Here is a 22,981-nt window from a genome sequence, read left to right as displayed (position 1 = left end):
CTCACCGCGTCACCGGTCCAGCAACCGCGTGAAGCGGCCGGTCCGGGCCCGCTGCTCCAGCTCGTCCAGGGCGCGGACCGCCGCCGCCGCGGCCGCCGGGTCGCGGACGGCGAGGCCGCTCTCCTCGAACTCGTCCTCGTCCAGCCGGAGGATCTCCGTGCCGTCCGCCGATACCCACAGGTCGAGGTCCAGGTCCTCGACGCTCAGCTCGCCGCCGTCCTCGGCCAGTACGGCGGGCCGGGTGATGTCGCAGTACCAGCCCTTGAGCGTGCCGTCGCCCGCGCGGACCTCCTTGACCGAGTACCAGCGGTCGCGCCAGTAGTACTCGGTGAACACGTCACCCGGTTCGAAGCGTACGAAGCCGAAGTCCCGCACGCCCGAACCCGCCCAGGGGGCGCGGACCGCGAGACGGTCGCCGTCGTCGCCGAGCAGCTCGGCCGGGTAGCGGATCTTCGTCGCACCGGCCTTGACGAGCCGTACGTCAATCGAGCGTGCGGACATGGCGGACCTCCGTCGCGCAGATCTCGTACCCGAACCACCTGTTGATCGCGAGCATCGGACCATTGTCGGCGTCGTTGTTCGTGAACGCGTCCGTGTAGCCCGCCGCACGGGCCCGGCGCAGCGAGTCGGTCTTGGCCAGCTTCGCCAGTCCCTTGCCGCGGTGGGCGCGCAGGGTGCCCGTCATCCCCGACAGATAGCGGGTCGCGCCGTCCGTGAGCGCGGCGGTGTACGACGCCACCTTGCCGTCGACCACGACGACCGTGGTCAACTGCCGGTCGAGCAGCGGATCGTTCCAGGTGTGGGCGAGCCAGTCCTCGTAGTCGGCCAGGTCGGTGGGGATGTCACTCGGCTCGTCCGACGTCGCCTCCGCGTCCGCCTCGAACATCGGCCGCGGGTCGGCCTCGAAGTCGGCGGCGGTACGCAACTCCGCGCCCGGCGGCAGCGCGGGAACCTCGGGGAGCGGGCCGTTCACCAGGTCGAGCCGCTGGAAGTGCGCGGAACGGGTGGGCCGGTAGCCCCGCTTCTCGGCGAACGCGACGTTGTCCGCGCCCTCGAGGACCCACGCGTACACGTTCTTCGCGCCCTCCCCGGCGAGATGCTCCTCCGCGACCCGCAGCAGCAGACCGCCCGCGCCGCGACCCCGGTGCTCCGGGTGGATGTGCGGGGTGACGAACGACTGGCCGGGCTCGGCGGAGTCGTACGCGATTCCGGCATGGGCGGTGCCGATCAGCTCCCCGTCCTGCTCGGCCACCAACAGCCGGTACTTCTTCGCCGGGTTGGCGGTATCGATCCCGAAGAGGAGGGACGCGGGTGTCGTCACCTCGAAGGGCATACAGGCACGCCGAACCCGGGTCACGGCCTCGGCGTCCTCGGGGCGGAAGTCACGAACGATCACAGTCATGGGCAGGCACGGTACGCACGGGGAGGGCGGCGGCGCCTCCGAATTTCCGCCCCTGTGAGGGAGAATCGCGCCGTGACCTCGAACCTCGACATCAACATCGACGCCGATGCGGCCGACGCACCGTACGAGCAGCTCCGCGCACAGATCTCCGAGCAGGCCCGCTCAGGGGCGCTCCCGGTCGGCCACCGCCTGCCCACCGTCCGCGGTCTCGCCGAGCAACTCGGCCTCGCGGCCAACACCGTGGCCAAGGCCTACCGCGCGCTCGAGGCCGACGGCGTGATCGAGACACGGGGCCGCCACGGCACGTTCGTCGCGGCGGCGGGCGACGCGGCGGCACGCGAGGCGGCGGAGGCGGCAGCGGCGTACGCGGCGCGGGTCCGACGGCTGGGGCTGTCGCGCGAGGCGGCGGTGTCGGTGGTGGGGGACGCGGTACGGGCGGTCTACGGGGACGGGGGCGAGGTCTGACGGGGCGCGCCTGCTCCCCGGTCCGGGCCGTCATCCCGAACCGGGCCCGGGCGGGGCCCCGACGTGACCGGCCAACCCAGCCCCGTCGGCGTTTGAGGCGCGGGTCCGGGCAGAGCCCGGTTACGGGAAGGTGGGGGTCCCCCCGCGGCCGCTGGGCCGCAGGGGGAGGGTAGGGGAACACGCCCCGCGCAGCGGGCTCCGCCTCAGAGGTACAGGCCCGCGTCCGCGTCGCCCCCCGGTTGGGACGGGACGGACGCCGACGGGGTGCCGCGGCGGAGGGCGTAGAGCTCGGCCAGGGTCGCGCCCTCGCGGGACACGCCCTGGTCCGTGCCGAGCCAGGACACCGCTTCCGGGCGGGTCAGCGGGCCGACCTCGATGCGGGCGAGGCAGCGGCCGGGGCGGACGACGGCCGGGTGGAGGCGTTCGAGGTCCTCGTTGGTGGTGACGCCGACCAGGACGTTGCGGCCCTGGCCGAGGAGGCCGTCCGTGAGGTTGAGGAGGCGGGAGAGGGCCTGGCCCGCCGTGTGCTTGGCCTCGCCGCGGATGAGTTCGTCGCAGTCCTCCAGCAGGAGCAGCCGCCAGCGGCTCCTGGACGTGCCCTCGTCCTCGCCGATCGCGATGTCCATCAGATAGCCGACGTCGTTGAACAGCCGTTCCGGGTCCAGGACGCAGTCCACCTGGCACCAGTCGCGCCACGAGCGGGCCAGGGTGCGCAGGGCGGAGGTCTTGCCGGTGCCGGGCGGGCCGTGGAGCAGCAGGAGCCGGCCCGCGATGTCGTCGGGGGTGACCTTCATCAGCCGGTCCATCGCGTCGGCGACCGGCGCGGTGTAGTTGGGCCGGATCTCGTCCCAGGTCCCGGCCGCGATCTGGCGGGTCGTGCGGTGCGGGCCGCGGCGCGGGGAGACGTACCAGAAGCCCATGGTCACGTTCGAGGGTTCCGGTTCGGGTTCGTCCGCCGCGCCGTCGGTCGCCTCCTTGAGGATCTTCTCGGCGACTTCGGAGGTGACCGCCGTGACCGTGACGTCCGCTCCCCGGTTCCAGCGGGAGATCAGCAGCGTCCAGCCGTCGCCCTCGGCGAGCGTGGCGCTGCGGTCGTCGTCGCGTGCCGAGCGCAGGACGGACGCGCCGGGCGGCAGCATCGTCACGCCGGGCCTGACGCGGTCGATCGATGAGCTGTGCGAGTACGGCTGCTCGCCCGTCGCGAAGCGGCCGAGGAACAGCGCGTCGATGACGTCGGAGGGCGAGTCGCTGTCGTCGACGTTGAGCCGGATCGGCAGTGCGTCCTGGGGGTTGGCAGACATGCCGCCCATGATCCGGCACGCCACCGGCCGTCGCACCGTCTTTTGCCGGTGCGGCGGCCGGTCCACCCGTGGTCACGCCCAGCGGCGGCGGGCCGGCGCGGCGGCCCGCCGGGTCCGCCGCACCACGGCGTAGCCCTTGGTCAGCGCCCGGTCGACGGCGAAGTTCGTGGCGACGGCGAGGGCGTGCCCGTCGAGGAGCCGTTCGAACCCGGCCGGTCCCGTGCCGCGCCGCACCGTCAGCCGCCGCAGCGCGTACGGGCCCTGACGGCGCGCCGGTGCGCGTTGCCGACGGCGTGTGCCTGCGCGAAGCCGGCCGTACGGACGGCGGCGCGCACCCGGCGGTCGGAGTAGCCGTACGGGTAGGCGGACGAGACGGGCGCCGCGCCCGGTTCCTGGGCGATGACGTCCCGGCAGTGGGCCGTCTCGTGAGCGAGGCGCGGGCCGTCGGGCTGGGGGTGGGTGTGGGCGTGGCCGCCGATCTCCGTGCCGGCGGCGGCGAGTTCGCGCACCTGCGTACGCCGCCGGGGCCGGCCGCTCCCCGACGGCGTGGTACATCAGCACGGACACCGGTGCGTTCACGGTCCGGCCGCCGAGGACGCCCCCGAGGGGGCCCCGGGCTCGCGGCGATCGGCCCTGAGGAGAACGCCACGCGGCCGCGCGCCCGTACGCCGCCGACGGCGTATCCGGCGGCCGCCGCCGCGACGCCCGCGACTGTATGACAAGTCCGCCGTAAAGAGCCCTGTTCGCATCATCTTTGAGGACGGATCAGCGCCGGTGTGCGGTACCGCCCCAACTGCCCCACTGACTCGTCAGTAACAATTCTTGACATGAACACTTCCGGAGAACGTCCCGCGCTGCTAGGAAAGTTGAGGCAGAGATCCTGCTAAAGGGAGGTTCCATGAAACTGTCCCGAGCCGCGGCTTTCTCATCCTCACTCCTCCTCGGCGCCGTCCTCGCTCTCACCGGAGCGGGCACGGCGCAGGCCGACACCACCGCCCAGTCCCTGGACTACGTGGCACTCGGCGACTCCTACTCGTCAGGTGTAGGAGCCGGCAGTTACGACAGCGCGAGCGGTAACTGCAAGCGCAGCACCCGGGCCTATCCCAAGCTCTGGGCCAACGCCAACTCACCCTCGTCGTTCGCCTTCACCGCTTGCTCAGGCGCTCGTACGGGTGATGTCACGGCCAATCAGCTCGCCCCCCTCACCTCCGCCACCGACCTCGTCTCCATCACCGTCGGCGGCAACGACGCCGGTTTCGCCGACGTGATGACCACCTGCGTCCTCCAGTCGGAGGCCAACTGCCTCAGCCGGATCGAGCAGGCGAAGGCGTACGTCGACACGACGCTGCCCGGCAAGCTCGACCAGGTGTACTCGGCGATCAGTGCCAAGGCCCCCGCCGCCAGGGTCGTCGTCCTCGGCTATCCCCGCTTCTACAAACTGAACGGCAGCTGTCTCGCCGGCCTGACCGAGAACGAGCGGCGCGCCATCAACGGCGCCGCCGACCATCTCAACGCGGCGACCGCCAAGCGTGCGGCCGACCACGGCTACACCTTCGCGAGCGTCGTCGGGACGTTCACCGGCCACGAGATCTGCTCCGGCTCGTCCTGGCTGCACAGCCTGAACTGGCTCAACATCGGGGACTCCTACCACCCGACGGCGGCCGGCCAGTCCGGCGGCTATCTGCCCGTGTTCGACTCCAACGCCTGAGCGCAGCCGTGACCGGCCCGCAGCAGCGGGCCGGTCACGGTCCTTCTCTCACGCGCCGCCCGCCACCAGCCAGACCAGCGCCACGACGAAGACCAGCAGCAGCGCCACCCCCACCACCAGGACCGTCGTCGCCCGCCGCGAGGCGTCGGACTGGGGGACCACGCCCGTGGCCATGGGCAGGTCCGGCCGGGGAGCGGCCTTCGGCGGGGAAGCGGCGTCCGGCTCGCTCGCCGTGTCCGTCGGGGTCCGCGGTGCGGACGCGACGTCCGCCGCGTCCGTCCGTACGTCACTGCCGCCGCCGCCCGCGCTCGCCAGGCGCAGCAGGTGCTCGGCCTCCGCGGCGTCGAGACGGTCCGCCGGATTGCGGTGCAGCAGCCCGGTGATCACCGAACCGAGGGCTGCACCGGCCGGCGCCGCCCCCTCCTCACTGGCGTCGGGTGACGCGCCCGACCAGGAGCCGGCGCCGAACGCCGAGCGTCCTTCCACCGCGGCGTGCAGCAGTGCACCCAGCGACCACAGGTCCGATTCCGGTCCCGGCTCACGGCCCGCGACCGTCTCCGGCGCGCCGAACTCGGGGGAGTCGCGGTCCGTCACCGTCCCGAAGTCGGTGACCAGCACCCGGCCGTCGTTGGTCATCAGCACGTTCGACGGGTTCACGTCCCGGTGCAGCACGCCCGCGGCGTGCGCGGCACGCAGCGCGGCCAGCACCTCCGCCCCGACCTGGGCGGCGCGGCGCGGCGGGAGCGGGCCCTCGGCGTCGAGGACGTCCGCCAGAGTGAGCCCGCGCACCAGTTCGCTCACGATCCACGGCCGGCCGTCGTCGGTGACCACGTCGTGGACGGCGACCGCGTTGCGGTGCGAGACACGGCCGGCGGCGCGGGCGGCGTTCTCCAGATGCGCGTACAGCCCGCGCACCTCCCCGGGCGCGAGCGCGGCCGGCGCCCTGACCTCCCTGACCGCGACCTCACGCCCCAGCACCTCGTCGCGGGCCCGCCACAGGATGCCGCCGCCGTCCTCCTCAAGTGGGCTCAGCAGGCGGTATCGGCCCGCGATCAGCCGCACGGTCCCCGGCGTAGCCGGTACGTCGCTCATGGCGGGCCCCCTGTCCGCAACCAGTGCCGCAGCATGGTGGAAATCACTCCAAGCTAGCTCAACTCGTCCGGGATGTAGCGGTCTTGATTGGCCATCAGTACGATGGCGGCTGGAATTCACATACACGCTGTCCAACTCGCCCTGGAAACAGTCGTATTCGGAGAGTAATGGTCAACGCGCGTACGAGTGCGGTGAATCATGCAGGCGGGATACACGGGTGTCCCGGCGGGGCGATAGGGTTAACCTGCCCGGGCCGGGTGCCTCGTACGGGTGGGGAGTGACATGGATCAGATAACAGTGCGCAGCAGGGCACGAGTACCTGCCATCACCTGCGGGAGCGGTGCGACCAGCTCGCGTCTCGACCGCCATCTCTCGGTGCTCGGCGGCCCCGCCGTCCCGCAGCGTGAGACGGCCGAAGCGACGCTCCTGATGCGTGAACTGACCTCGCGTGATGTGGCGCACAGCCGTCGGAGCAAGAGTGCGCGCGTCTCGCTCTTCGCGCCGCTGCGCCGACTGCGCCGCTCACTCTTCGGCAGCCGCGGCTGACCCGACGCCCGGCCCGCCACCCACCGGCCCTCCGCGTCGGGACGACCGCGCCCACCCCGCTCAGGCGACCACACCGTCCCGGCGCAGTACCGCCGCCGCTTCATCCGTCATCCCCACGGCCCGCAGCAGCGCGTCGGTGTGCTCGCCCAGGCCGGGAACATCCCCCATTCGAGCCGGTTCCCCGCCCGGCAGCGTGATCGGGGGCAGCATCGCCCGCAGCGGTCCCGTCGGCGACCCGACCTCGCGCCACCGGTCCCGCGCCTCGAGCTGCGGATGGGCGGCCACGTCCGTCATGCTGTTGAGCCGCGCGCAGGCGATGCCCGCCGCCTCCAGCCGCGCGACCGCCTCCCCGGTCTCCAGCCCCGCCAGCGCCTTGGCCACCGCCGCGTCCGTCCGCTCCCGGTTCGCCGTACGGGCCGTGTTCGTCGCGAACGCCGGATCGGTCCCCAACTCCGGGCGCTCCAGCACCTGCTCGGCCAGCCGCCGCCACTCGCGGTCGTTCTGCACCGACAGCAGCACCTGACCGCCGTCCGCCGTGGCGTACGCGTCGTACGGGGCGATGACGGCGTGCGCGAGACCTGTACGCGCCGGCGGCTCGCCCCCGTGCATCCCGTGGTGCAGCGGATGCCCCATCCACTCGGCCAGCGACTCCAGCATGGAGATCTCCACCGGCCCGCCGCGTCCCGTGACGCCGCGCCGCAGCAGCGCCGCCAGCACGCCCGAGAAGGCGTACATCGCGGCGGCGATGTCGGCCGCCGGGACGCCCGCCTTCACCGGCTGCTCCGGCGTGCCCGTCACGGAGACGAGCCCGGCCTCGCACTGCACGAGCATGTCGTACGCCCGCTTGTGCGCGTACGGTCCCGTCGATCCGTAACCGGAGATGTCGACGGCCACCAGCCGCGGGTGCTCGGCGCACAGGGCGGCGGCGTCCAGGCCCAGCCGGGCGGCCGCGCCCTGCGCGAGGTTCTGCACGAACACGTCGGCGCCGGCGACGAGCCGGTGCACGACCTCCAGGCCGCGGGGGTCCTTCAGGTCCACCGCGATGGACTCCTTGCCGCGGTTGCACCACACGAAGTGCGACGCGAGCCCGCGGGCGGCGGTGTCGTACCCCCGCGCGAAGTCCCCGCCGTCGGGCCGCTCCACCTTGATCACGCGGGCGCCCAGGTCGGCGAGCTGGCGGGTGGCGAACGGGGCGGAGACAGCTTGCTCGACGGCGACGACGGTGATGCCGTGCAGGGGGAGTGGCTGTGGGTCTTGGCTCATGGGCCGTGCATATCGTGTATGCGCCATGTTTGTCACGACCCTGGGCTGTTCCCCGACCCCGCCCCTTCCCGAACCGGGGGCGCTGCCCCCGGGCCCCTACCGCGCGAAGCGCGGTACCGGGTCCGGGCGAAGCCCCCACGCGGCGGAGCCGCACATCCGGTACAGCGGGAAGGGGCGGGTAGGGGACAAGCCCCGCGCAGCGGCCCCGCCCCAGCCCCCCCGCACTGTCACAGCAGCGCGACCTGCCCCTCCGGGCCCTCCTCCGCGTGGTCCAGGACCGACGCCGGGCGGCGGCACCGCGGCGGTGGCGGGAAAACGCCCGCCGCGCGGAGGGCGGCGGCCGGCAGCCGGTCCGACGTGGCGGTCAGCGACGCCCGCCGCGGCGCGAGTTCCGACAGCATCGCCAGCACGGTGATCAGTTCCAGCAGCTCGGAGGTCCACTGCTGCGGCCACCCCGCGGGCCGCACCGCGTCCAGAGTCCCGGGCTCCCCGACGGCCGTCCGCTGCTCGAACCACAGCTCCAGCACCCGCGCGCCACCCACCTCGTAGTCCCAGGCCGAAGCCGGCACCGGCGAGACGCGGCCCACCTCCCCGATGAGGAGCGTCTCCTCGTCGGGGAGGTAGACGACGGACGACGGCCTGGCCGGCAGAGCCGCCCGGACGTACGGGCGTCGGCCGCCCGGCAGTCGCGGGCGTTCCGCGCCCCGCGCGCCGCGCAGCATGACGCGGACCAGCTCGCGCCCCAGGGCGACCCCGGCCGCCCAGACGCCGGCGTCCGCCGTGAGCGGCACCGCCCACCCGGCGGGCGACGGCCGCGCGGCCGCGACCACCCACGCGGCGACGTCCTCCGCGTCCACCTCGCACCCGTACCGCTCGCCCAGCGCGTCCGTCAGACCGGGCGCGAGGTTGGGCTCGCGGCCGCCCGGCCGCCGGTACAGCGGCCGGACGCGGCCCGGCCGGCCGGCGGGCGTACGCCCGTCCGGCAGCAGCCCGGACACCACGACGGCCGTGCCCGCCTCGACGACGAAGAGCTGGTGGTCGTCCCGTACCCGCCACAACTCGGGCCGTGCCACGTCGATCAGCCGGTGGTCCGGTATCAGCCACTGCTCGTCGAAGGGGCCGTGCAGCACCCGCACGGGCTCCGGGCAGCGCCCGCTCTCGCGCGCGAACCGCCCCGTGCCCGTCGGCCGGCCGGGGAGCTGCGCCACCGCGCTGTGCGGTCCCCGCAGCCGGGTCGGGCGGAACAGCGCCTCGCGCTCGCCGCCCTCCGCCCGTACGAGCGTGTCCCAACGCGCCCGCAGACAGGCCGCGTCCGGGGCCATCACCCAGCTCCGGCCCGGTCGCAGCGGCGCGACGGACCACGGCATGAGGTCGTCGAGCAGCGGCACGTCCTCGGTGAGAGCAGTCACCGTCCGATGCTATTAGGCGCCGCCGGCACGTCCAGTCCGCCTCCAGCCGACCAGTCGGCTAGTCGGCCGCGTCCAGCGTGACGGAGAACGAGAACCGGTCCCCGCGGTAGCGGATGCGGGCCACGTCCACGACCCGGCCGGAGTCGTCGTACGTCACGCCGGTGTAGTGGAGGATCGGGCTCAGCAGCGGCACCCGCAGCAGCTCGGCGGTACGCGGGTCCGCGAGGCGGGCCTCCACGGTGTCGGTGATCCGGCTGATCCGGACGCCGAGCGAGTCCCGCAGGACCTTGGTCATCGGCCAGCGTTCCAGGTCCGCGAGGTCGAGGCCGGCGGCGATGTCCGGGCGCAGGGCGTTCTCCGCCCAGTTGGTGGGCTCGCCGGTGTCGCCGTCGCAGCGCAGCCGCCGGTACATCACGATCTCCGCGGCGTCCGGGAAGTGTTCCGTGATCTCACCGGGCACCGGCTCGGGGCCGTGGCCGAGGATCGTGGTGTGCTCGCCGGACTGCTGGGCGACGACCGCGTCGATGGAGCCGAGGAGCCGGCGGGGCGCGCCCCGCCGTGCTCCCGGTTCGATGAAGGTGCCGCGCCGCCGGTGCCGGCTGATCAGGCCCTCCTCCTCCAGCTCCTTGAGCGCCTGGCGCATGGTGAGGACGCTCACGCCGTAGTGCTGGGCGAGCTGCTCCTCGGTGGGCAGCCGCAGCGAGGCCTCGGGGGGCCGGCCGAGTATCGAGGCGCGCAGCGACTGCGAGACCTGGTACCACAGCGGCAGTTTGCGGTTCAGGACCAGCGAGTCAGGGGCGAAGGAGGTCACGGCATCTCCGTACACGGCATCTCTCCACTACGGCCTGAAGTGGCGCTCCAGACCCTGCCATACGTCGTCGTACCCCTTCTGCAGGTGGTCGGCGTTCGCCGCCTGCCCGGTCGTGGTCACCGGCCAGCGCGTCTCGAACATGAAGGCCAGCCCGTTGTCGATCTTCTGCGGCTTGAGCTCGGCGGCGCTCGCCCGGTCGAAGGTCTCCCGGTCGGGGCCGTGTGCCGACATCATGTTGTGCAGCGAGCCGCCGCCCGGCACGAACCCTTCGGCCTTGGCGTCGTACGCGCCCTCGATGAGGCCCATGTACTCACTCATCACATTGCGGTGGAAGTAGGGCGGGCGGAAGGTGTCCTCGCCGACGAGCCAGCGCGGCGCGAAGACGACGAAGTCGACGCCGGCGAGGCCGGGGGTGTCGGACGGCGAGGTCAGCACCGTGAAGATCGAGGGGTCGGGGTGGTCGTAGGAGATCGAGCCGATCACATTGAAGCGGCGCAGGTCGTAGACGTACGGGACATGGTTGCCGTGCCAGGCGACCACGTCGAGCGGGGAGTGGTCGTAGGTCGCCGCCCACAGGTTCCCGCAGAACTTGTTGACGACCTCCACCGGGCGCTCGACGTCCTCGTACGCGGCGACGGGGGCCAGGAAGTCGCGGGGGTGCGCCAGGCCGTTGGCGCCGATCGGGCCGAGGTCGGGGAGCTGGAAGGGCTGCCCGTAGTTCTCGCAGACGTAACCGCGGGCGGTCGCGTCCAGCAGCTCGACGCGGAAGCGGACACCGCGGGGGATCAGCGCGACCTCGCCGGGGCGGACGGGCAGCAGCCCGAGCTCGGTCACCAGCAGCAGCCCGCCGTGCTCGGGAACGAGGAGCAGTTCGCCGTCCGCGTCGCTGAACACCCGGTCCGTCATCGACGTATTGGCGTGGTAAAGGTGCACGGCCATACCGGTGCGCTGGGTGGCGTCGCCGTTGCCGCCGAGGGTCCACAGACCGGCCAGCCAGTCGGTGCCGGGCGCCGGCTCCGGCAGCGGGTTCCAGCGCAGCCGGTTGGGGTCGGGCACTGTCTCGGTGAAGGGGGCGCTGCGGACATGGCCGTTGTCGACGCGGACGAAGGGCGGGTGCGCGGCCGAGGGGCGGATCCGGTACAGCCAGGAGCGGCGGTTGTGGACGCGGGGCTCGGTGAAGGCCGAGCCGCTGAGCTGCTCCGCGTAGAGGCCGAGGGGGGCGCGCTGGGGCGAGTTCCGCCCGTGCGGGAGTGCGCCGGGCTCCGCCTCGGAGCTGTGCTCGTTGCCGAAGCCGGGGGAGAACGACCGGTCGGTCAACCCCTCGACCATCTTCCGCGCCTGCTCGGTGCCGTTCATCGTCCGCTCCTGGTGCTGAAGGATTCACTGAATCCATTCCTATGGACAACAGTAGGATTGCAGGTCCACCCCCTCCACGGCAACGGAGCGGCATGATGGACGGCGTGTCCCAGGCCCGTCGACCGCTTCCCGACGCCGCGCATCTGCGCCGCGTCCCGGTCCAGCAGCGCAGCGCCGACCGGCTCGCGCGGATCCTGGACGCCTGCGCGGAGGTCCTGGACGAAGCGGGCTACGAGGGGCTGTCCACCCGCGCGGTCGCGGCCAGGGCCGGGGTGCCGATCGGCTCGGTCTACCGCTTCTTCGGCAACAAGCGCGCCCTGGTCGACGCCCTCGCACGCCGCAACCTCGACGGATACTCCGAGCGGATCGCGGCGCGCCTGCCCGAGGTGCGGGCCGACGACTGGCGGGGCGCGGTCGACGTCGTGCTCGACGAGTACCTGGCGATGAAGCGCTCCGTGCCGGGGTTCGCGCTGGTCGACTTCGGCGCGCAGCTCCCGGTCGGCACCCCTGCCGCCGGCGCCGACCCCGACGTGCCGGGCCGGCTCGCGGACCTGCTCGCCGGGCATCTGGGCCGCGCGGTGGACGAGGAGCTGCGCCGCGCGGTCCTCGTCTCGGTGGAGGCGGCGGACGCGCTGCTCCAGCTGGCCTTCCGGGTACGGCCGTCCGGGGACGAGGCGATCGTGACCGAGACGCGCGAGCTGCTGCGCGCCTATCTGGCGCGGATCCTCGACGGGGCGTGACCGGCCGCGCCCGCCGCGCCCGGCCGGTGACCGGCCGGACCGCTGCGATCGGCCGGCGTGCCCACCGACCCGGCGTGCCCGCTGCCCCGGCGTGCCCACCGACCCGGCGGCGACCCGCGGTGGACCGTCGCCGGCGGTCGGGCGTGACCGTTACGACTCGCCACACCCCGCCGTGGCCGCAGTACGGACCGGTAACAGTCTTCCCCGGCATGCGTACCGGTCGGTATGCTCGGTGACCCGGCACATCGCCGCTGCCGCTGCCGCCGCCCCGGGAGGGCTCATGCCCCGCACCGCCCCCAGCACCCGTACGACGACCTCCGTGCCCGACGCCGCAGAGGCGCCCGCGGTCTCCCAGTCCGACGCGCAGGCCCGCACCGCGCTGCGCGTCTGTCCGCTGTGCGAGGCCACCTGCGGGCTCACCCTCACCATCGAGGGCACCCGCGTCACCCGAGCCAAGGGCGACCGCGACGACGTCTTCAGCCGGGGCTTCATCTGTCCCAAGGGCGCGTCCTTCGGCGAGCTCGACGCCGACCCCGACCGGCTGCGCACCCCCCTCGTCCGGGAGAACGGCGAACTGCGCGACGCGACCTGGGAGGAGGCGTTCGACCTGATCGCCGCCCGGATCAGGCCGCTGATCGAGGAACACGGACCCAACAGCGTCGGCGTCGTGCTCGGCAACCCCAACGTCCACACCATGGCCGGCGGTCTCTACCCGCCCGTCCTCCTCGCCGCGCTGCGCTCCCGCAACATCTTCTCCGCCTCCACTCTCGACCAGATGCCCAAGCACGTCTCCAGCGGACTGCTGTTCGGCAGCGCCGTCGCGATCCCCGTGCCGGACCTGGACCGCACCGATCACCTGCTGATGCTCGGGGCCAACCCGCTGGAGTCCAACGGCAGTCTGTGCACCGCGCCCGACTTCCCGGGCAAGCTCAAGGCGCTCCGCCGCCGCGGCGGCACCCTGACCGTCGTCGACCCGCGCCGCACCCGCACCGCACGGCTCGCCGACCGGCACGTCGCGATCCGCCCCGGCACCGACGCGCTGCTGCTCGCCGCGCTCACGCAGGTCCTGTTCGAGGAGAACCTCACCGACCTCGGAGCGCTCGCCGGCCATGTCGAGCAGGTCGCCGAAGTGGAGGCGGCCGTCAAGGACTTCACACCGGAGGCCGTCGCGCCGGCCTGCGACATGGAGCCCGAGGAGATCCGTACGATCGCCCGCGAGCTCGCGGCCGCGCCCACCGCCGCCGTCTACGGGCGCATCGGCAGCTGCACCGTCGAGCACGGCACGCTGGCCAGCTGGCTCGTGGACGTGCTCAACATCCTCACCGGCAACCTCGACCGGCCGGGCGGCGCCCTCTTCCCGTACTCCGCCACCGAGCGCGCCCCGCGTCCGGCCGCCCCCGGCAAGGGGTTCACGCTGGGCCGCTGGAGCAGCCGGGTCAGCGGGCACCCCGAGGCCAAGGGCGAACTGCCGATGGCCGCCCTCGCGGAGGAGATCGAGACCCCCGGTGAGGGGCAGATCCGCTCGCTGATCGTCATCGCGGCCAACCCGGTGCTCTCCGCGCCCGACGGCGACCGCCTCGACCGCGCCCTGGCCGGCCTCGACCTGATGATCAGCATCGACCCGTACCTCAACGAGACGTCCCGCCACGCGGACGTGGTGCTGCCCCCGCCGCCGCCCACGCAGAGCGCCCACTTCGACTTCGCCTTCAACTCGCTGGCCGTCCGCAACCAGGCCCGCTACAGCCCCGCCGCCGTACCGCTGGAGGCCGGGCTGATGGACGAGTGCGAGATCCACGCGCGGCTGATCCTCGCCGTGTCGGGGATGCACGGCGCAGAGCCGTCCGCCGTCGACGACATGGTCGTCCAGGGCGCTCTCGCCAAGGCGGTCGCCGACCCGCACTCCCCGATGCACGGCCGGACCGTCGAGGAGGCCGCCGCCACGCTGACGGGACGCACCGGACCCGAGCGCCGCCTCGACATGATGCTGCGGCTCGGCCCGTACGACCTCACCCTCGACACGCTGCTGGACCAGCCGCACGGCGTCGACCTCGGGCCGCTGGAGCCCCGGATACCGCAGATCCTGCGGACCCGCAGCGGACGCGTCGAGCTGCTGCCGGCCCCCGTCGCCGACGACCTGCCCCGGCTGCGCGCCGCCCTCGACGCCCGCCCGGAGGGCCTCGTCCTGGTCGGCCGCCGCCATCTGCGGTCCAACAACAGCTGGCTCCACAACGTGCCCGCGCTGAACGGCGGTTCCAACCGCTGCACCCTCCACGTCCACCCGGACGACGCCGCCCGGCTCGGGCTCGAGGACGGTGCCACGGCGAGCGTCACCGCCGACGGCGGACGCGTCGAGGCCCCCGTGGAGATCACGGACGACGTACGCCCCGGTGTGGTGAGCCTGCCGCACGGCTGGGGCCACAGCCGCCCCGGCACCCGTCTCTCGGTGGCCGCCGAGCGCCCCGGGGTCAATGTGAACCAGCTGCTGGACGGCTCCCGGCTGGACCCGCTGTCCGGCACCGCCGTGCTCAACGCCATCCCGGTGGACGTGACACCAAGCCGATGACCAGGGGTTTTGCTCGTATTGCTCACACGGCGACATCTTGTTAACAGCAGATGACGACACCTAACGTCATCCGGACCGCACCCCGGTGGCCGCTTCCGCCGGTGGCCGTTCAAGGATGAACGTTAGGTGTCCCCATGCTGACAATCCTCGGCTTCGCCATGATCGCGACCTTCCTGGTCCTGATCATGACGAAGAAGATGTCGCCCATCGCGGCGCTGGTCCTCGTCCCCGCACTCTTCTGCGTCGCCGTCGGGCAGGGCGCACAGCTCGGGGACTACGTCATCGAAGGCGTGGGCAATCTCGCGCCCACCGCCGCGATGCTGATGTTCGCCATCGTCTACTTCGGCGTGATGATCGACGTCGGTCTCTTCGACCCGATCGTGCGCGGCATCCTGCGCTTCTGCAAGGCCGATCCGCTGCGCATCGTGATCGGTACGGCGCTGCTCGCCGCCATCGTCTCGCTCGACGGCGACGGCTCCACCACCTTCATGATCACCGTGTCGGCGCTGTATCCGCTCTACAAGCGCCTGAAGATGAGCCTGGTCGTGCTGACCGGTATCGCCGCCACCGCGAACGGCGTCATGAACACCCTGCCCTGGGGCGGCCCCACCGCCCGTGCGGCCACCGCGCTCAAGCTGGACGCGGCGGACATCTTCGTGCCCATGATCCCGGCGCTCGCGGTCGGACTCCTCTTCGTGCTCCTTCTCGCCTGCGTCCTCGGCCGGCGCGAGCGCAAGCGCCTCGGGTACCTCACGCTCGACGAGGTGCTGGAGCCGGAGCCCGGGACGGTGCTCGTCAAGGCGGGCGGTCCGGGCGCCGGCACAGCGGTCGGCGCGGCTTCCGGGTCCGCCTCCGGTTCCGGCACGGACGCCGAAGTGCCGCCCCGGAAGCCCGCGGTCCCGCACGCGGACGGCCAAGTCCCGGACGACGGCGACGGCTTCCAGGGGCTCGACCCCGACCGGCCCACCCTGCGCCCCAAGCTCTACTGGTTCAACGCCGGTCTCACGCTGGCCCTGCTCACCGCCATGATCCTGGAAATGATGCCGATCCCGGTGCTCTTCCTCATCGGCGCGGCCCTCGCCCTGACCGTCAACTTCCCCAGCATGGCCGACCAGAAGGCCCGTGTCGCGGCGCACGCCGACAACGTTCTCAACGTCTCCGGCATGGTCTTCGCCGCCGCCGTCTTCACCGGCGTCCTCACCGGCACCGGCATGGTCGAGCACATGGCGGACTGGCTCGTCGGCGCCATCCCCGAGGGCATGGGCCCGCACATGGCCATCGTCACCGGCGTACTGAGCCTGCCGCTCACGTACTTCATGTCCAACGACGGCTTCTACTTCGGTGTCCTGCCGGTCCTCGCGGAAGCGGGCGCCGCGCACGGTGTCTCGCCGCTGGAGATCGCCCGCGCCTCGCTCGTCGGCCAGCCCCTGCACATGTCCAGCCCGCTCGTGCCCGCGGTGTACGTCCTCGTCGGCATGGCCAAGGTCGAGTTCGGCGACCACACCAGGTTCACCGTGAAGTGGGCCGCCCTCACCTGCCTGGTGGTGCTCGGGGCGGGGATCCTCTTCGGCATCATCTGACACGGGCCGCCTGTGGCTGCTGCGCCTCGTCATCGCCTCCGGCTTCGCGCAGGGGGCGGTGCCGACGGCGCGTCCGGCCGTCTCGTACCGGGCGCTGTCGCTGGGCGCGGACGAGTGGGCGATCGGGGTGACCGCCGGCGTGCCGCTGGGGCGCAGGACCGACCGGGGGCGGTGCGCCCCGCTGCTGCCGGTGGGGGTCGCGGGACGGTGGCCGCGGGCGCGCTGATCGGGGCGGATCGAGCGGCGTACGGAAGGCGCCGCGAAGCCGGGCGGGCGGGCGGCGAAGGTGCCCGTGCACCACCGCATCGGCGAGCGGCAGGGCATCGAACCCGCCGTCGTGGGTGCCCCGCTGAGCCTGCGGGCCGCCGCCACCAGAGCGTGCCGGCTGGTGGTGACGCCGACGCCCCGCGCTGCTCACCGTGACGTGTCTGCTCGGCGCGGGGTTCTGTGCCCGGGCATCGCGCTGCCGGTCCCGCTGTGGGCGCGCGCCGATGCCGGCGGCGCTCGGCTTCTGCCTCGGGGCCGGGCAGCGGCTGTCCATGGCGACGGTGGTGCAGGCGGCTCCCGACCGGGCGCGTTCGGCGGCGCCGGCCCTGCGTCTGACGGGCAATCGCCTCAGCCAGGTCGCCGCCTCCGCCAGACCGGTCGCCGTGCGTACGGCGCGATCCGGGACCGGTGGGACGGGAGGGGGCTACGCTCCGCGGGGCGCCGACGAGGACGGATCGCCCGGTCGGCATACACATCGTGTCCCCTAGTAGGGGCATTTCTGACGCCTTCTCAGCGTTTCGACGCTTCTTCCTGCCGAATCCGTGACATCTAGTCAGGCGATCGCGTGATCAGTATGACAATCACATCGGCTTGAAGGAGCCTCGCATGAGCAGGACCGCAACTCTCCGTCCCCGCCGTGTCCGCACGGGGGCCGCCGCCCTCGCCGTTCTGGCCTACGCCGGCGTGACGCTGGCGGGGGCCCCGGCGGCGTTCGCCCAGCCCGGCGACAGCGGCGACCTCAAGATCCACAAGGCCGGCGTCCCGCACTGGGACACCCGGGACGACCTCAAGGGGGTCTGCAAGTTCAGCCTCAGCGCGTTCAACTTCGAGAGCCTCGAGCTGCTCGAGTGGAACATCACCCCGCAGCCCCCGACGGCCACCGGGCCCACGCTGAACGACACCATCGCGCTCATCGCCGGCCGCGGCCACACCGAGGAGTACGCCCTTCCCGACGGCGACTACCTGCTCACCTGGACCGTCCCGGGCAACCCCGAGGACAAGCAGAAGGTCTTCACCGTCGACTGCGACAAGTACGGGGACAAGCGCGGCGCCAAGGGCTCGGAGAAGGACAAGATCCAGGACGACCAGAACAGCACGGACTGGTCGAAGGGCGACAAGGGCTCGCCGCACGGCGCGGTCCCCGCGGGCGGCGGCGGCATGGCGGGTGACGGCGGCACGGGCGGCGACGACGGTTCCTCCGTCGGCATGAGCACCGCGCTCGTCGCCGGCGCCGCCGGACTGGCCGGACTGGTCGTCGTCCGACGGGCCCGCCGCCGCGCCCATGGCGCCGCGTAACGTCCGCAGTCGCCGCCGTCGTCGACGCGGACCCAGCCGAGCCTGTCGTCTGACCATCACGCTCAGCGTGACGGCCACTCTGGTCACCGGCGTCGTCCGGGGGTGCGAGGACCCGCCCCCGGACGCGTCGCAGGTCACCGTCGCGGCGGACCGGCCGCTCGCGTCCGGCGAGCCGGCCGCCGCCGCGTCCGCCGGGGAAGGCGCCGGTGCCGGTCCCGTGGCAGGGGCCGGCGCGAAGGACGGCAAGGCGGGGGGCGGCAGCTCGAACGACATCGATCTGCCGCCGCTCACCACCCGTACCGCGGGCCCGGCGCCCACCCCGCCCGGAAAACCGCCCGGAAATCCGGCCGGAAAGCCGCCCGGAAAGCCGCCCGGAGACCCGGCCGGGACACCGGCCCCGCGGACACCCCCCGCCGCCACGCCGACTCCCGAACCGGCGCCGGCGCCGAAGAAGAGCGAACGGGGCACCGCGCTCGCCCTGCCGCCCTCCCCGGCGAAGAAGCTGTCGATCCCGGCCATCACCATCGAGTCGCCCGTGACGGGCCTCGGCCTCGACCGCCACGGCCGGCTCACCGCACCCCCGGTGGACAACCCGCGCCTCGTCGGCTGGTACCGCGACGGTCCCGCGCCGGGGGAGAGGGGCACGTCCCTGCTGGTCGGCCACCGCGACACCAAGACCGGCCCGGCCATCTTCCTCAACCTCAACGCGCTGAAGCCGGGCGACAAGGTCGACGTCGTACGCGCGGACCGGCGTACGGCGGTCTTCACCGTCGACAAGGTGCGCACCTACACGAAGAAGGAGTTCCCCGACGCCGAGGTGTACGGCCACACCGGCCGGCCCGAACTGCGGCTGCTGACCTGCGGGGGCAGCTTCGACAAGAAGACCGGCTACGCAGCCAACGTCGTCGTCTTCGCCCATCTCACGGACGTGAAACAGGTCTGATCGCCGAGTGGCACGCGGGGCCGGCCGGGCATGTTCCCGGCGGGCCCCGCGGCCGGATTCCAACCGCCGTACACGGCCGGGAAGTTCACGCCGGACCCGCCGGGCGGTCTCGGATGGTGGACACATGTGTAACAAGCGCCCCTTCCGTCGTGCGCGATCCATTCCCTGACGGGACACAGTGGGTTAACTTCTGGCCACACAGCTGCCCCTTCTCATCCCGGGCGGGACCTCATGACTCGCGCCATCGCTCTGCACAACGTCAGCAAGAGATACGGCCGTGCTCCCCGGGCCGTCGACCGCTTCTCCCTCGGTGTCGCACCGGGGGAGTTCCTCGTCCTGCTGGGCCCCTCGGGCTGCGGCAAGTCGACGGTGCTGCGGATGATCGCCGGGCTGGAGGACATCACGGAGGGCGAGCTGCTGCTCGACGGCGAGTACGCCAACGACCTCCCGCCGCGGGAACGCGACATGGCCATGGTCTTCCAGAACTTCGCGCTCTACCCCAACATGACCAACCGGGAGAACATCGGCTTCCCGCTGAAGCTGGAGAACCCGAGGGCCGACCGCAACCCCCGCGTCGAGGCCACCGCCCGGATGCTCGGCATCGAGGACCTCCTCGACCGCTTCCCCGCCCAGCTCTCCGGCGGCGAACGCCAGCGCGTGGCGATGGGCCGGGCCATCTCGAGGCGGCCCGCCGTCTTCCTGATGGACGAGCCGCTGTCCAACCTCGACGCCAAACTGCGCAACCACCTGCGTGCCGAAATAGCCCGCCTCACCGGCGAGTTGGGCGTCACCACCGTCTACGTCACCCACGACCAGGCGGAGGCGATGTCCCTCGGCGACCGGGTCGCGGTGATGCGCGGCGGCGTGCTCCAGCAGGTCAGCACCCCGCGTGACACCTACGCCCTGCCGGCGAACGTGTTCGTCGCCGCCTTCATCGGCACGCCCCGGATCAATCTGCTCCAGGCCGTCGTCCACGCGCCGCTGGACGGCAGGATGTCCATCGACCTCGGCCGCCAGCGGCTGCCGCTGCCAGAACCGCTGAGCCCCGACCACCAGCTGCTGCGCATCCAGCAGGGCCGGCAGATCATCGTCGGCCTGCGGTCGGAGGCCGTCCGGGTCGCGCCGCCCAGCCAGGCCCGCCCGGGAGAGGTCGCGCTCACCGGGATCGTCGAGCACACCGAGTACCAGGGGCACGAGACGCTGGTGCACTTCAACACCGGCTCCCGGCCCGCCGTGGTCGCCGAGCTGGAGTCGCCACGACGCCCGCAGTCGCCCGTACGGCGGCGCAGAAACGTCGGGCCGGGAGTGCTGACCCGGCTGAAGGACCGCGCGATGGCCCAGGTCGCCGGGCCGGTCGCGGTGCTCGACGGGCCGGACCCGGGGCCCGTCCACGAGCGGCGGACGGCCGACCCGAGCGACCTCGTCGTCCGCACCGGCCCCGATCTGCGGGTGCGCACCGGCGCCCAGGTGCCGCTCCTCGTCGACCTCGCCCACCTCTATGTCTTCGACCACCAGGGCCGCCGTATCTGCCCGGCCCCGATGGACCTGCCGGGTCTCGACGCCTGATCCGGCCACGCCTCGCCCGCCTGATCGGGGTCACGCCGGCCGGACAGCGGCGGGCGGCACGCCGGATGCCCCTGGCGCCGTAAAACTAACGGCGCTAGTTTGGGGCGGACGGTACCCCCAGGCGTGGAGGAGAGCGATGAAGGCCCACGACGGCATGTACATCGGCGGCCAGTGGCGGCCGGCCGCGGCATCGGACGCGATCGCGGTGATCAACCCCGCGGACGAGCAGGTCATCGCCCATGTCCCGGCCGGCACGGTGGAGGACGTCGACGCCGCCGTACGCGCCGCGCGCGCCGCCTTCCCCGCCTGGGCGGCGACGCCGCCCGCCGAGCGGGCGCGGCTGCTGGCGGCCCTCCGGGACGAGCTCGCGCAGCGGGCGGAGGAGATCGCGGAGACGGTCACGGCGGAACTCGGCGCTCCGCCCGCCCTGGCCCGGGCGGTCCACGCGGGTCTGCCCGTCATGGTCGCCGGGTCCTACGCGGAACTCGCCGGCTCGTACTCCTTCGAGGAGAAGCTCGGCAATTCCACCGTGCTGCTGGAGCCGGTCGGCGTCGTCGGCGCGATCACCCCGTGGAACTACCCGCTGCACCAGATCGTCGCCAAGGTCGCCCCCGCGCTGGCGGCGGGCTGCACCGTCGTGCTCAAGCCCGCGGAGGACACCCCGCTGGTCGCCCAGCTCTTCGCCGAGGCCGTCGACGCCGCGGGGATCCCGGCGGGCGTCTTCAACCTCGTCACCGGGCTCGGGCCGGTGGCCGGCCAGGCGCTCGCCGAGCACCAGGGCGTCGACCTGGTGTCCTTCACCGGCTCCACCGCCGTCGGCCGACGGATCGGCGCGATCGCGGGCGGCGCGATCAAGCGCGTCGCGCTCGAACTCGGCGGCAAGTCCGCCAATGTGATCCTGCCGAGCGCCGACCTCGCGAAGGCGGTGAACGTCGGCGTCGCCAACGTGATGTCCAACTCCGGCCAGACCTGCAGCGCCTGGACCCGGATGCTCGTCCACCGCGACCGGTACGAGGAGGCCGTCGAGCTCGCCGCGACCGCCGTCGCCAAGTACGTCCCCGGCGACCGGGTCGGCCCGCTGGTCAACGCCAAGCAGCAGGAGCGGGTCCGGGGCTACATCGCCAAGGGCGTCGCGGAGGGCGCCCGGCTCGTCGCCGGCGGCCCCGACGCGCCGCTGGAGAGCGGCTACTACGTCAGCCCCACCATCTTCGCCGACGTCACGGCGGACATGGCCGTCGCCCAGGAGGAGATCTTCGGGCCGGTCCTCTCACTGATGAAGTACGACGACGAGGACGAGGCCCTCGCCATCGCCAACAGCACCGTCTACGGGCTCGCCGGCGCGGTGTGGGCGGGCGACGACGCCGAGGCCGCGGCCTTCGCCCGCCGGATGGACACCGGCCAGGTCGACATCAACGGCGGCCGCTTCAACCCGCTGGCGCCGTTCGGCGGCTACAAGCAGTCCGGCGTCGGCCGCGAGCTCGGCCCGCACGGCCTCGCCGAGTACCTCCAGACCAAGTCCCTCCAGTTCTGAGCGGTAAGGAAACCATCGTGGTCCGTGCAGTCGTCCTGCCCGCCGTCGGAGCTCCCCTGGAGATCACGGAGATCTCCCTGCCGGAGCCCGGCCCCGGCCAGGTCCGCGTCAGGCTCGCCGCCGCCGGGGTGTGCCACTCCGACCTGTCCCTGTCCAACGGCACCATGCGGGTGTCCGTCCCCGCCGTGCTCGGCCACGAGGGCGCCGGCACGGTCGTCTCCGTCGGCGACGACGTCACCCATGTCGCGCCCGGCGACGGCGTCGTCCTCAACTGGGCGCCCTCCTGCGGCAGCTGCCACGCCTGCACGATCGGCGAGGTGTGGCTGTGCGACGACGCGCTGGCCGGCTCCAGCCGGGTGCACGCCACGGCACCGGACGGCACCGGCCTCCATACCGGTCTGAACGTCGGGGCGTTCGCCGAGGAGACGGTCGTCGACGCGAAGTGCGTCCTGCCCGTCCCCGACGGCGTCCCCCTCACCGACGCCGCCCTGCTCGGCTGCGCCGTGCTCACCGGCTACGGCGCCGTCCACAACGCGGCGCGGGTGCGCGAGGGCGAGTCCGTCGTGGTCTTCGGTGTCGGCGGGGTCGGCCTCGCCACCCTCCAGTCGGCCCGGATCGCGGGCGCGGGCCGCGTGATCGCCGTCGACGTCTCCCCGGAGAAGGAGGAGCTGGCCCGCCGGGCCGGGGCCACCGAGTACGTCGTCGCCTCCGACACCACGGCGCGGGAGATCCGGGCCCTGACGGGCAAGCGGGGCGCGGACGTGGCCATCGAGTGCGTCGGCCGCGCCGCGACGATCCGCGCCGCCTGGGACTCCACCCGCCGCGGCGGCCGCGCGGTGGTCGTCGGCATCGGCGGCAAGGACCAGAAGGTCACGTTCCACGCGCTGGAACTCTTCCACTGGGGCCGCACCCTGTCCGGCTGCGTCTACGGGAACTCCGACCCGGCCGCCGACCTCCCGGTCCTCGCGGACCACATCCGCGCGGGCCGGCTGGACGTGAGCGCGCTCGTCACGGAGCGGATCGCCCTGGACGGCATCCCGGCGGCGTTCGACAACATGCCGGCGGGGAAGGGCGGCCGGGCGCTGGTCGTGTTCTGACCCTGCGCCGACCTGCAGGGCCGGGCCCGAGTGCCCGGCCCCGCT

At 73.1% G+C, this 22,981-nt stretch carries 19 protein-coding genes and 2 pseudogenes; 12 read left to right on the top strand and 9 right to left on the bottom strand.

Translation table 11 applies throughout. The features are described 5' to 3' along the window. Positions 1–9: 9 nt before the first annotated feature. On the bottom strand, positions 10–501 hold the full coding sequence (locus tag ACWD01_RS21515) for a DUF402 domain-containing protein (RefSeq protein WP_451164119.1): 492 nt from the start codon (positions 499–501) through the stop codon (positions 10–12). Further along, entirely contained in the window at positions 482–1,402 is a 921-nt protein-coding gene (locus tag ACWD01_RS21510; protein ID WP_451164117.1) for an N-acetyltransferase family protein, read from the bottom strand. The genes ACWD01_RS21515 and ACWD01_RS21510 overlap by 20 nt, the downstream gene beginning before the upstream one ends. Before the next feature lie 72 nt (positions 1,403–1,474). Here ACWD01_RS21510 and ACWD01_RS21505 point away from each other — a divergent pair, with 72 nt between their 5' ends. Further along, positions 1,475–1,867, top strand: coding sequence for a GntR family transcriptional regulator (locus ACWD01_RS21505; RefSeq protein ID WP_451164115.1), 393 nt, complete (start codon positions 1,475–1,477; stop codon positions 1,865–1,867). A 203-nt stretch (positions 1,868–2,070) separates the two neighbouring features. On the opposite strand, the gene ACWD01_RS21500 is transcribed toward ACWD01_RS21505, so the two are convergent. Together ACWD01_RS21500 and ACWD01_RS21495 are read right to left on the bottom strand one after the other, a co-directional pair. Continuing rightward, positions 2,071–3,168, bottom strand: coding sequence for a DUF5925 domain-containing protein (locus tag ACWD01_RS21500; RefSeq protein WP_451164113.1), 1,098 nt, complete (start codon positions 3,166–3,168; stop codon positions 2,071–2,073). 72 nt (positions 3,169–3,240) lie between these two features. Beyond that, positions 3,241–3,680, bottom strand: a pseudogene (locus ACWD01_RS21495) (polysaccharide deacetylase family protein); the annotation flags it as partial. Between the two features lie 386 nt (positions 3,681–4,066). Here ACWD01_RS21495 and ACWD01_RS21490 point away from each other — a divergent pair. Then, the gene (locus ACWD01_RS21490; RefSeq protein ID WP_451164111.1) at positions 4,067–4,876 is read left to right on the top strand and encodes an SGNH/GDSL hydrolase family protein; all 810 of its coding nucleotides are present in this window, start codon (positions 4,067–4,069) and stop codon (positions 4,874–4,876) included. Between the two features lie 48 nt (positions 4,877–4,924). Here ACWD01_RS21490 and ACWD01_RS21485 read toward each other — a convergent pair whose 3' ends face one another. Then, positions 4,925–5,968: a serine/threonine-protein kinase gene (locus ACWD01_RS21485; RefSeq protein WP_451164109.1), complete on the bottom strand. Its 1,044-nt coding sequence runs from the start codon at positions 5,966–5,968 to the stop codon at positions 4,925–4,927. 282 nt (positions 5,969–6,250) lie between these two features. Here ACWD01_RS21485 and ACWD01_RS21480 point away from each other — a divergent pair, with 282 nt between their 5' ends. Continuing rightward, a complete protein-coding gene (locus ACWD01_RS21480; protein WP_356899177.1) occupies positions 6,251–6,514 on the top strand; it encodes a hypothetical protein in 264 nt (87 codons plus the stop codon). A 60-nt stretch (positions 6,515–6,574) separates the two neighbouring features. Here ACWD01_RS21480 and ACWD01_RS21475 read toward each other — a convergent pair whose 3' ends face one another. The 4 genes from ACWD01_RS21475 to hmgA all read right to left on the bottom strand — a co-directional run bounded on the left by ACWD01_RS21475 (position 6,575) and on the right by hmgA (position 11,353). Beyond that, on the bottom strand, positions 6,575–7,777 hold the full coding sequence (locus ACWD01_RS21475) for a CaiB/BaiF CoA transferase family protein (protein WP_451164107.1): 1,203 nt from the start codon (positions 7,775–7,777) through the stop codon (positions 6,575–6,577). A gap of 227 nt (positions 7,778–8,004) precedes the next feature. Further along, on the bottom strand, positions 8,005–9,144 hold the full coding sequence (locus ACWD01_RS21470) for a type ISP restriction/modification enzyme (RefSeq protein WP_451164157.1): 1,140 nt from the start codon (positions 9,142–9,144) through the stop codon (positions 8,005–8,007). Positions 9,145–9,244: 100 nt separating this feature from the next. Then, positions 9,245–9,997: a GntR family transcriptional regulator gene (locus ACWD01_RS21465; RefSeq protein WP_451164105.1), complete on the bottom strand. Its 753-nt coding sequence runs from the start codon at positions 9,995–9,997 to the stop codon at positions 9,245–9,247. A gap of 27 nt (positions 9,998–10,024) precedes the next feature. Then, positions 10,025–11,353 (bottom strand): homogentisate 1,2-dioxygenase, encoded by a 1,329-nt coding sequence (hmgA, locus tag ACWD01_RS21460; protein ID WP_451164103.1) that lies wholly within the window; start codon positions 11,351–11,353, stop codon positions 10,025–10,027. Between the two features lie 95 nt (positions 11,354–11,448). On the opposite strand from hmgA, the gene ACWD01_RS21455 reads away from it, so the two are divergent. From ACWD01_RS21455 to ACWD01_RS21415, 9 genes and pseudogenes are all read left to right on the top strand, one after another. After that, positions 11,449–12,093 carry a TetR/AcrR family transcriptional regulator gene (locus ACWD01_RS21455; RefSeq protein ID WP_451164155.1) on the top strand — a complete coding sequence of 215 codons (645 nt, stop codon included), beginning with the start codon at positions 11,449–11,451 and terminating at the stop codon, positions 12,091–12,093. A gap of 280 nt (positions 12,094–12,373) precedes the next feature. Further along, positions 12,374–14,656, top strand: coding sequence for a molybdopterin oxidoreductase family protein (locus ACWD01_RS21450; protein WP_451164101.1), 2,283 nt, complete (start codon positions 12,374–12,376; stop codon positions 14,654–14,656). 134 nt (positions 14,657–14,790) lie between these two features. Beyond that, positions 14,791–16,236, top strand: a complete 1,446-nt coding sequence (locus tag ACWD01_RS21445; protein WP_451164099.1) for a CitMHS family transporter — start codon at positions 14,791–14,793, stop codon at positions 16,234–16,236. Between the two features lie 10 nt (positions 16,237–16,246). Beyond that, a pseudogene (locus ACWD01_RS21440) lies at positions 16,247–16,991 on the top strand (hypothetical protein). A 118-nt stretch (positions 16,992–17,109) separates the two neighbouring features. Then, positions 17,110–17,799, top strand: a complete 690-nt coding sequence (locus ACWD01_RS21435; RefSeq protein WP_451164097.1) for a hypothetical protein — start codon at positions 17,110–17,112, stop codon at positions 17,797–17,799. Positions 17,800–18,070: 271 nt separating this feature from the next. Further along, a complete protein-coding gene (locus ACWD01_RS21430; RefSeq protein ID WP_451164153.1) occupies positions 18,071–18,742 on the top strand; it encodes a class F sortase in 672 nt (223 codons plus the stop codon). Between the two features lie 231 nt (positions 18,743–18,973). Further along, positions 18,974–20,308, top strand: coding sequence for an ABC transporter ATP-binding protein (locus tag ACWD01_RS21425; RefSeq protein ID WP_451164095.1), 1,335 nt, complete (start codon positions 18,974–18,976; stop codon positions 20,306–20,308). Between the two features lie 136 nt (positions 20,309–20,444). Beyond that, a complete protein-coding gene (locus ACWD01_RS21420) occupies positions 20,445–21,839 on the top strand; it encodes an aldehyde dehydrogenase family protein (protein ID WP_451164093.1) in 1,395 nt (464 codons plus the stop codon). A 17-nt stretch (positions 21,840–21,856) separates the two neighbouring features. Further along, a complete protein-coding gene (locus ACWD01_RS21415; RefSeq protein WP_451164091.1) occupies positions 21,857–22,936 on the top strand; it encodes a zinc-binding dehydrogenase in 1,080 nt (359 codons plus the stop codon). Positions 22,937–22,981 lie beyond the last annotated feature (45 nt).

This window comes from Streptomyces sp. NPDC002835 (assembly GCF_053591995.1).
The sequence above is the reverse complement of the archived record's forward strand: the minus strand, read 5'-3'. Positions and strand labels throughout refer to the sequence as shown.

Coding starts and splice junctions, on each gene's coding strand:
- ACWD01_RS21515 (WP_451164119.1), bottom strand. CDS start 501: ATGTCCGCACGCTCGATTGACGTACGGCTCGTCAAGGCCGGTGCGACG.
- ACWD01_RS21510 (WP_451164117.1), bottom strand. CDS start 1,402: ATGACTGTGATCGTTCGTGACTTCCGCCCCGAGGACGCCGAGGCCGTG.
- ACWD01_RS21500 (WP_451164113.1), bottom strand. CDS start 3,168: ATGTCTGCCAACCCCCAGGACGCACTGCCGATCCGGCTCAACGTCGAC.
- ACWD01_RS21490 (WP_451164111.1), top strand. CDS start 4,067: ATGAAACTGTCCCGAGCCGCGGCTTTCTCATCCTCACTCCTCCTCGGC.
- ACWD01_RS21485 (WP_451164109.1), bottom strand. CDS start 5,968: ATGAGCGACGTACCGGCTACGCCGGGGACCGTGCGGCTGATCGCGGGC.
- ACWD01_RS21480 (WP_356899177.1), top strand. CDS start 6,251: ATGGATCAGATAACAGTGCGCAGCAGGGCACGAGTACCTGCCATCACC.
- ACWD01_RS21475 (WP_451164107.1), bottom strand. CDS start 7,777: ATGAGCCAAGACCCACAGCCACTCCCCCTGCACGGCATCACCGTCGTC.
- ACWD01_RS21470 (WP_451164157.1), bottom strand. CDS start 9,144: ATGCCGTGGTCCGTCGCGCCGCTGCGACCGGGCCGGAGCTGGGTGATG.
- hmgA (WP_451164103.1), bottom strand. CDS start 11,353: ATGAACGGCACCGAGCAGGCGCGGAAGATGGTCGAGGGGTTGACCGAC.
- ACWD01_RS21455 (WP_451164155.1), top strand. CDS start 11,449: ATGGACGGCGTGTCCCAGGCCCGTCGACCGCTTCCCGACGCCGCGCAT.
- ACWD01_RS21450 (WP_451164101.1), top strand. CDS start 12,374: ATGCCCCGCACCGCCCCCAGCACCCGTACGACGACCTCCGTGCCCGAC.
- ACWD01_RS21445 (WP_451164099.1), top strand. CDS start 14,791: ATGCTGACAATCCTCGGCTTCGCCATGATCGCGACCTTCCTGGTCCTG.
- ACWD01_RS21435 (WP_451164097.1), top strand. CDS start 17,110: ATGAGCAGGACCGCAACTCTCCGTCCCCGCCGTGTCCGCACGGGGGCC.
- ACWD01_RS21425 (WP_451164095.1), top strand. CDS start 18,974: ATGACTCGCGCCATCGCTCTGCACAACGTCAGCAAGAGATACGGCCGT.
- ACWD01_RS21420 (WP_451164093.1), top strand. CDS start 20,445: ATGAAGGCCCACGACGGCATGTACATCGGCGGCCAGTGGCGGCCGGCC.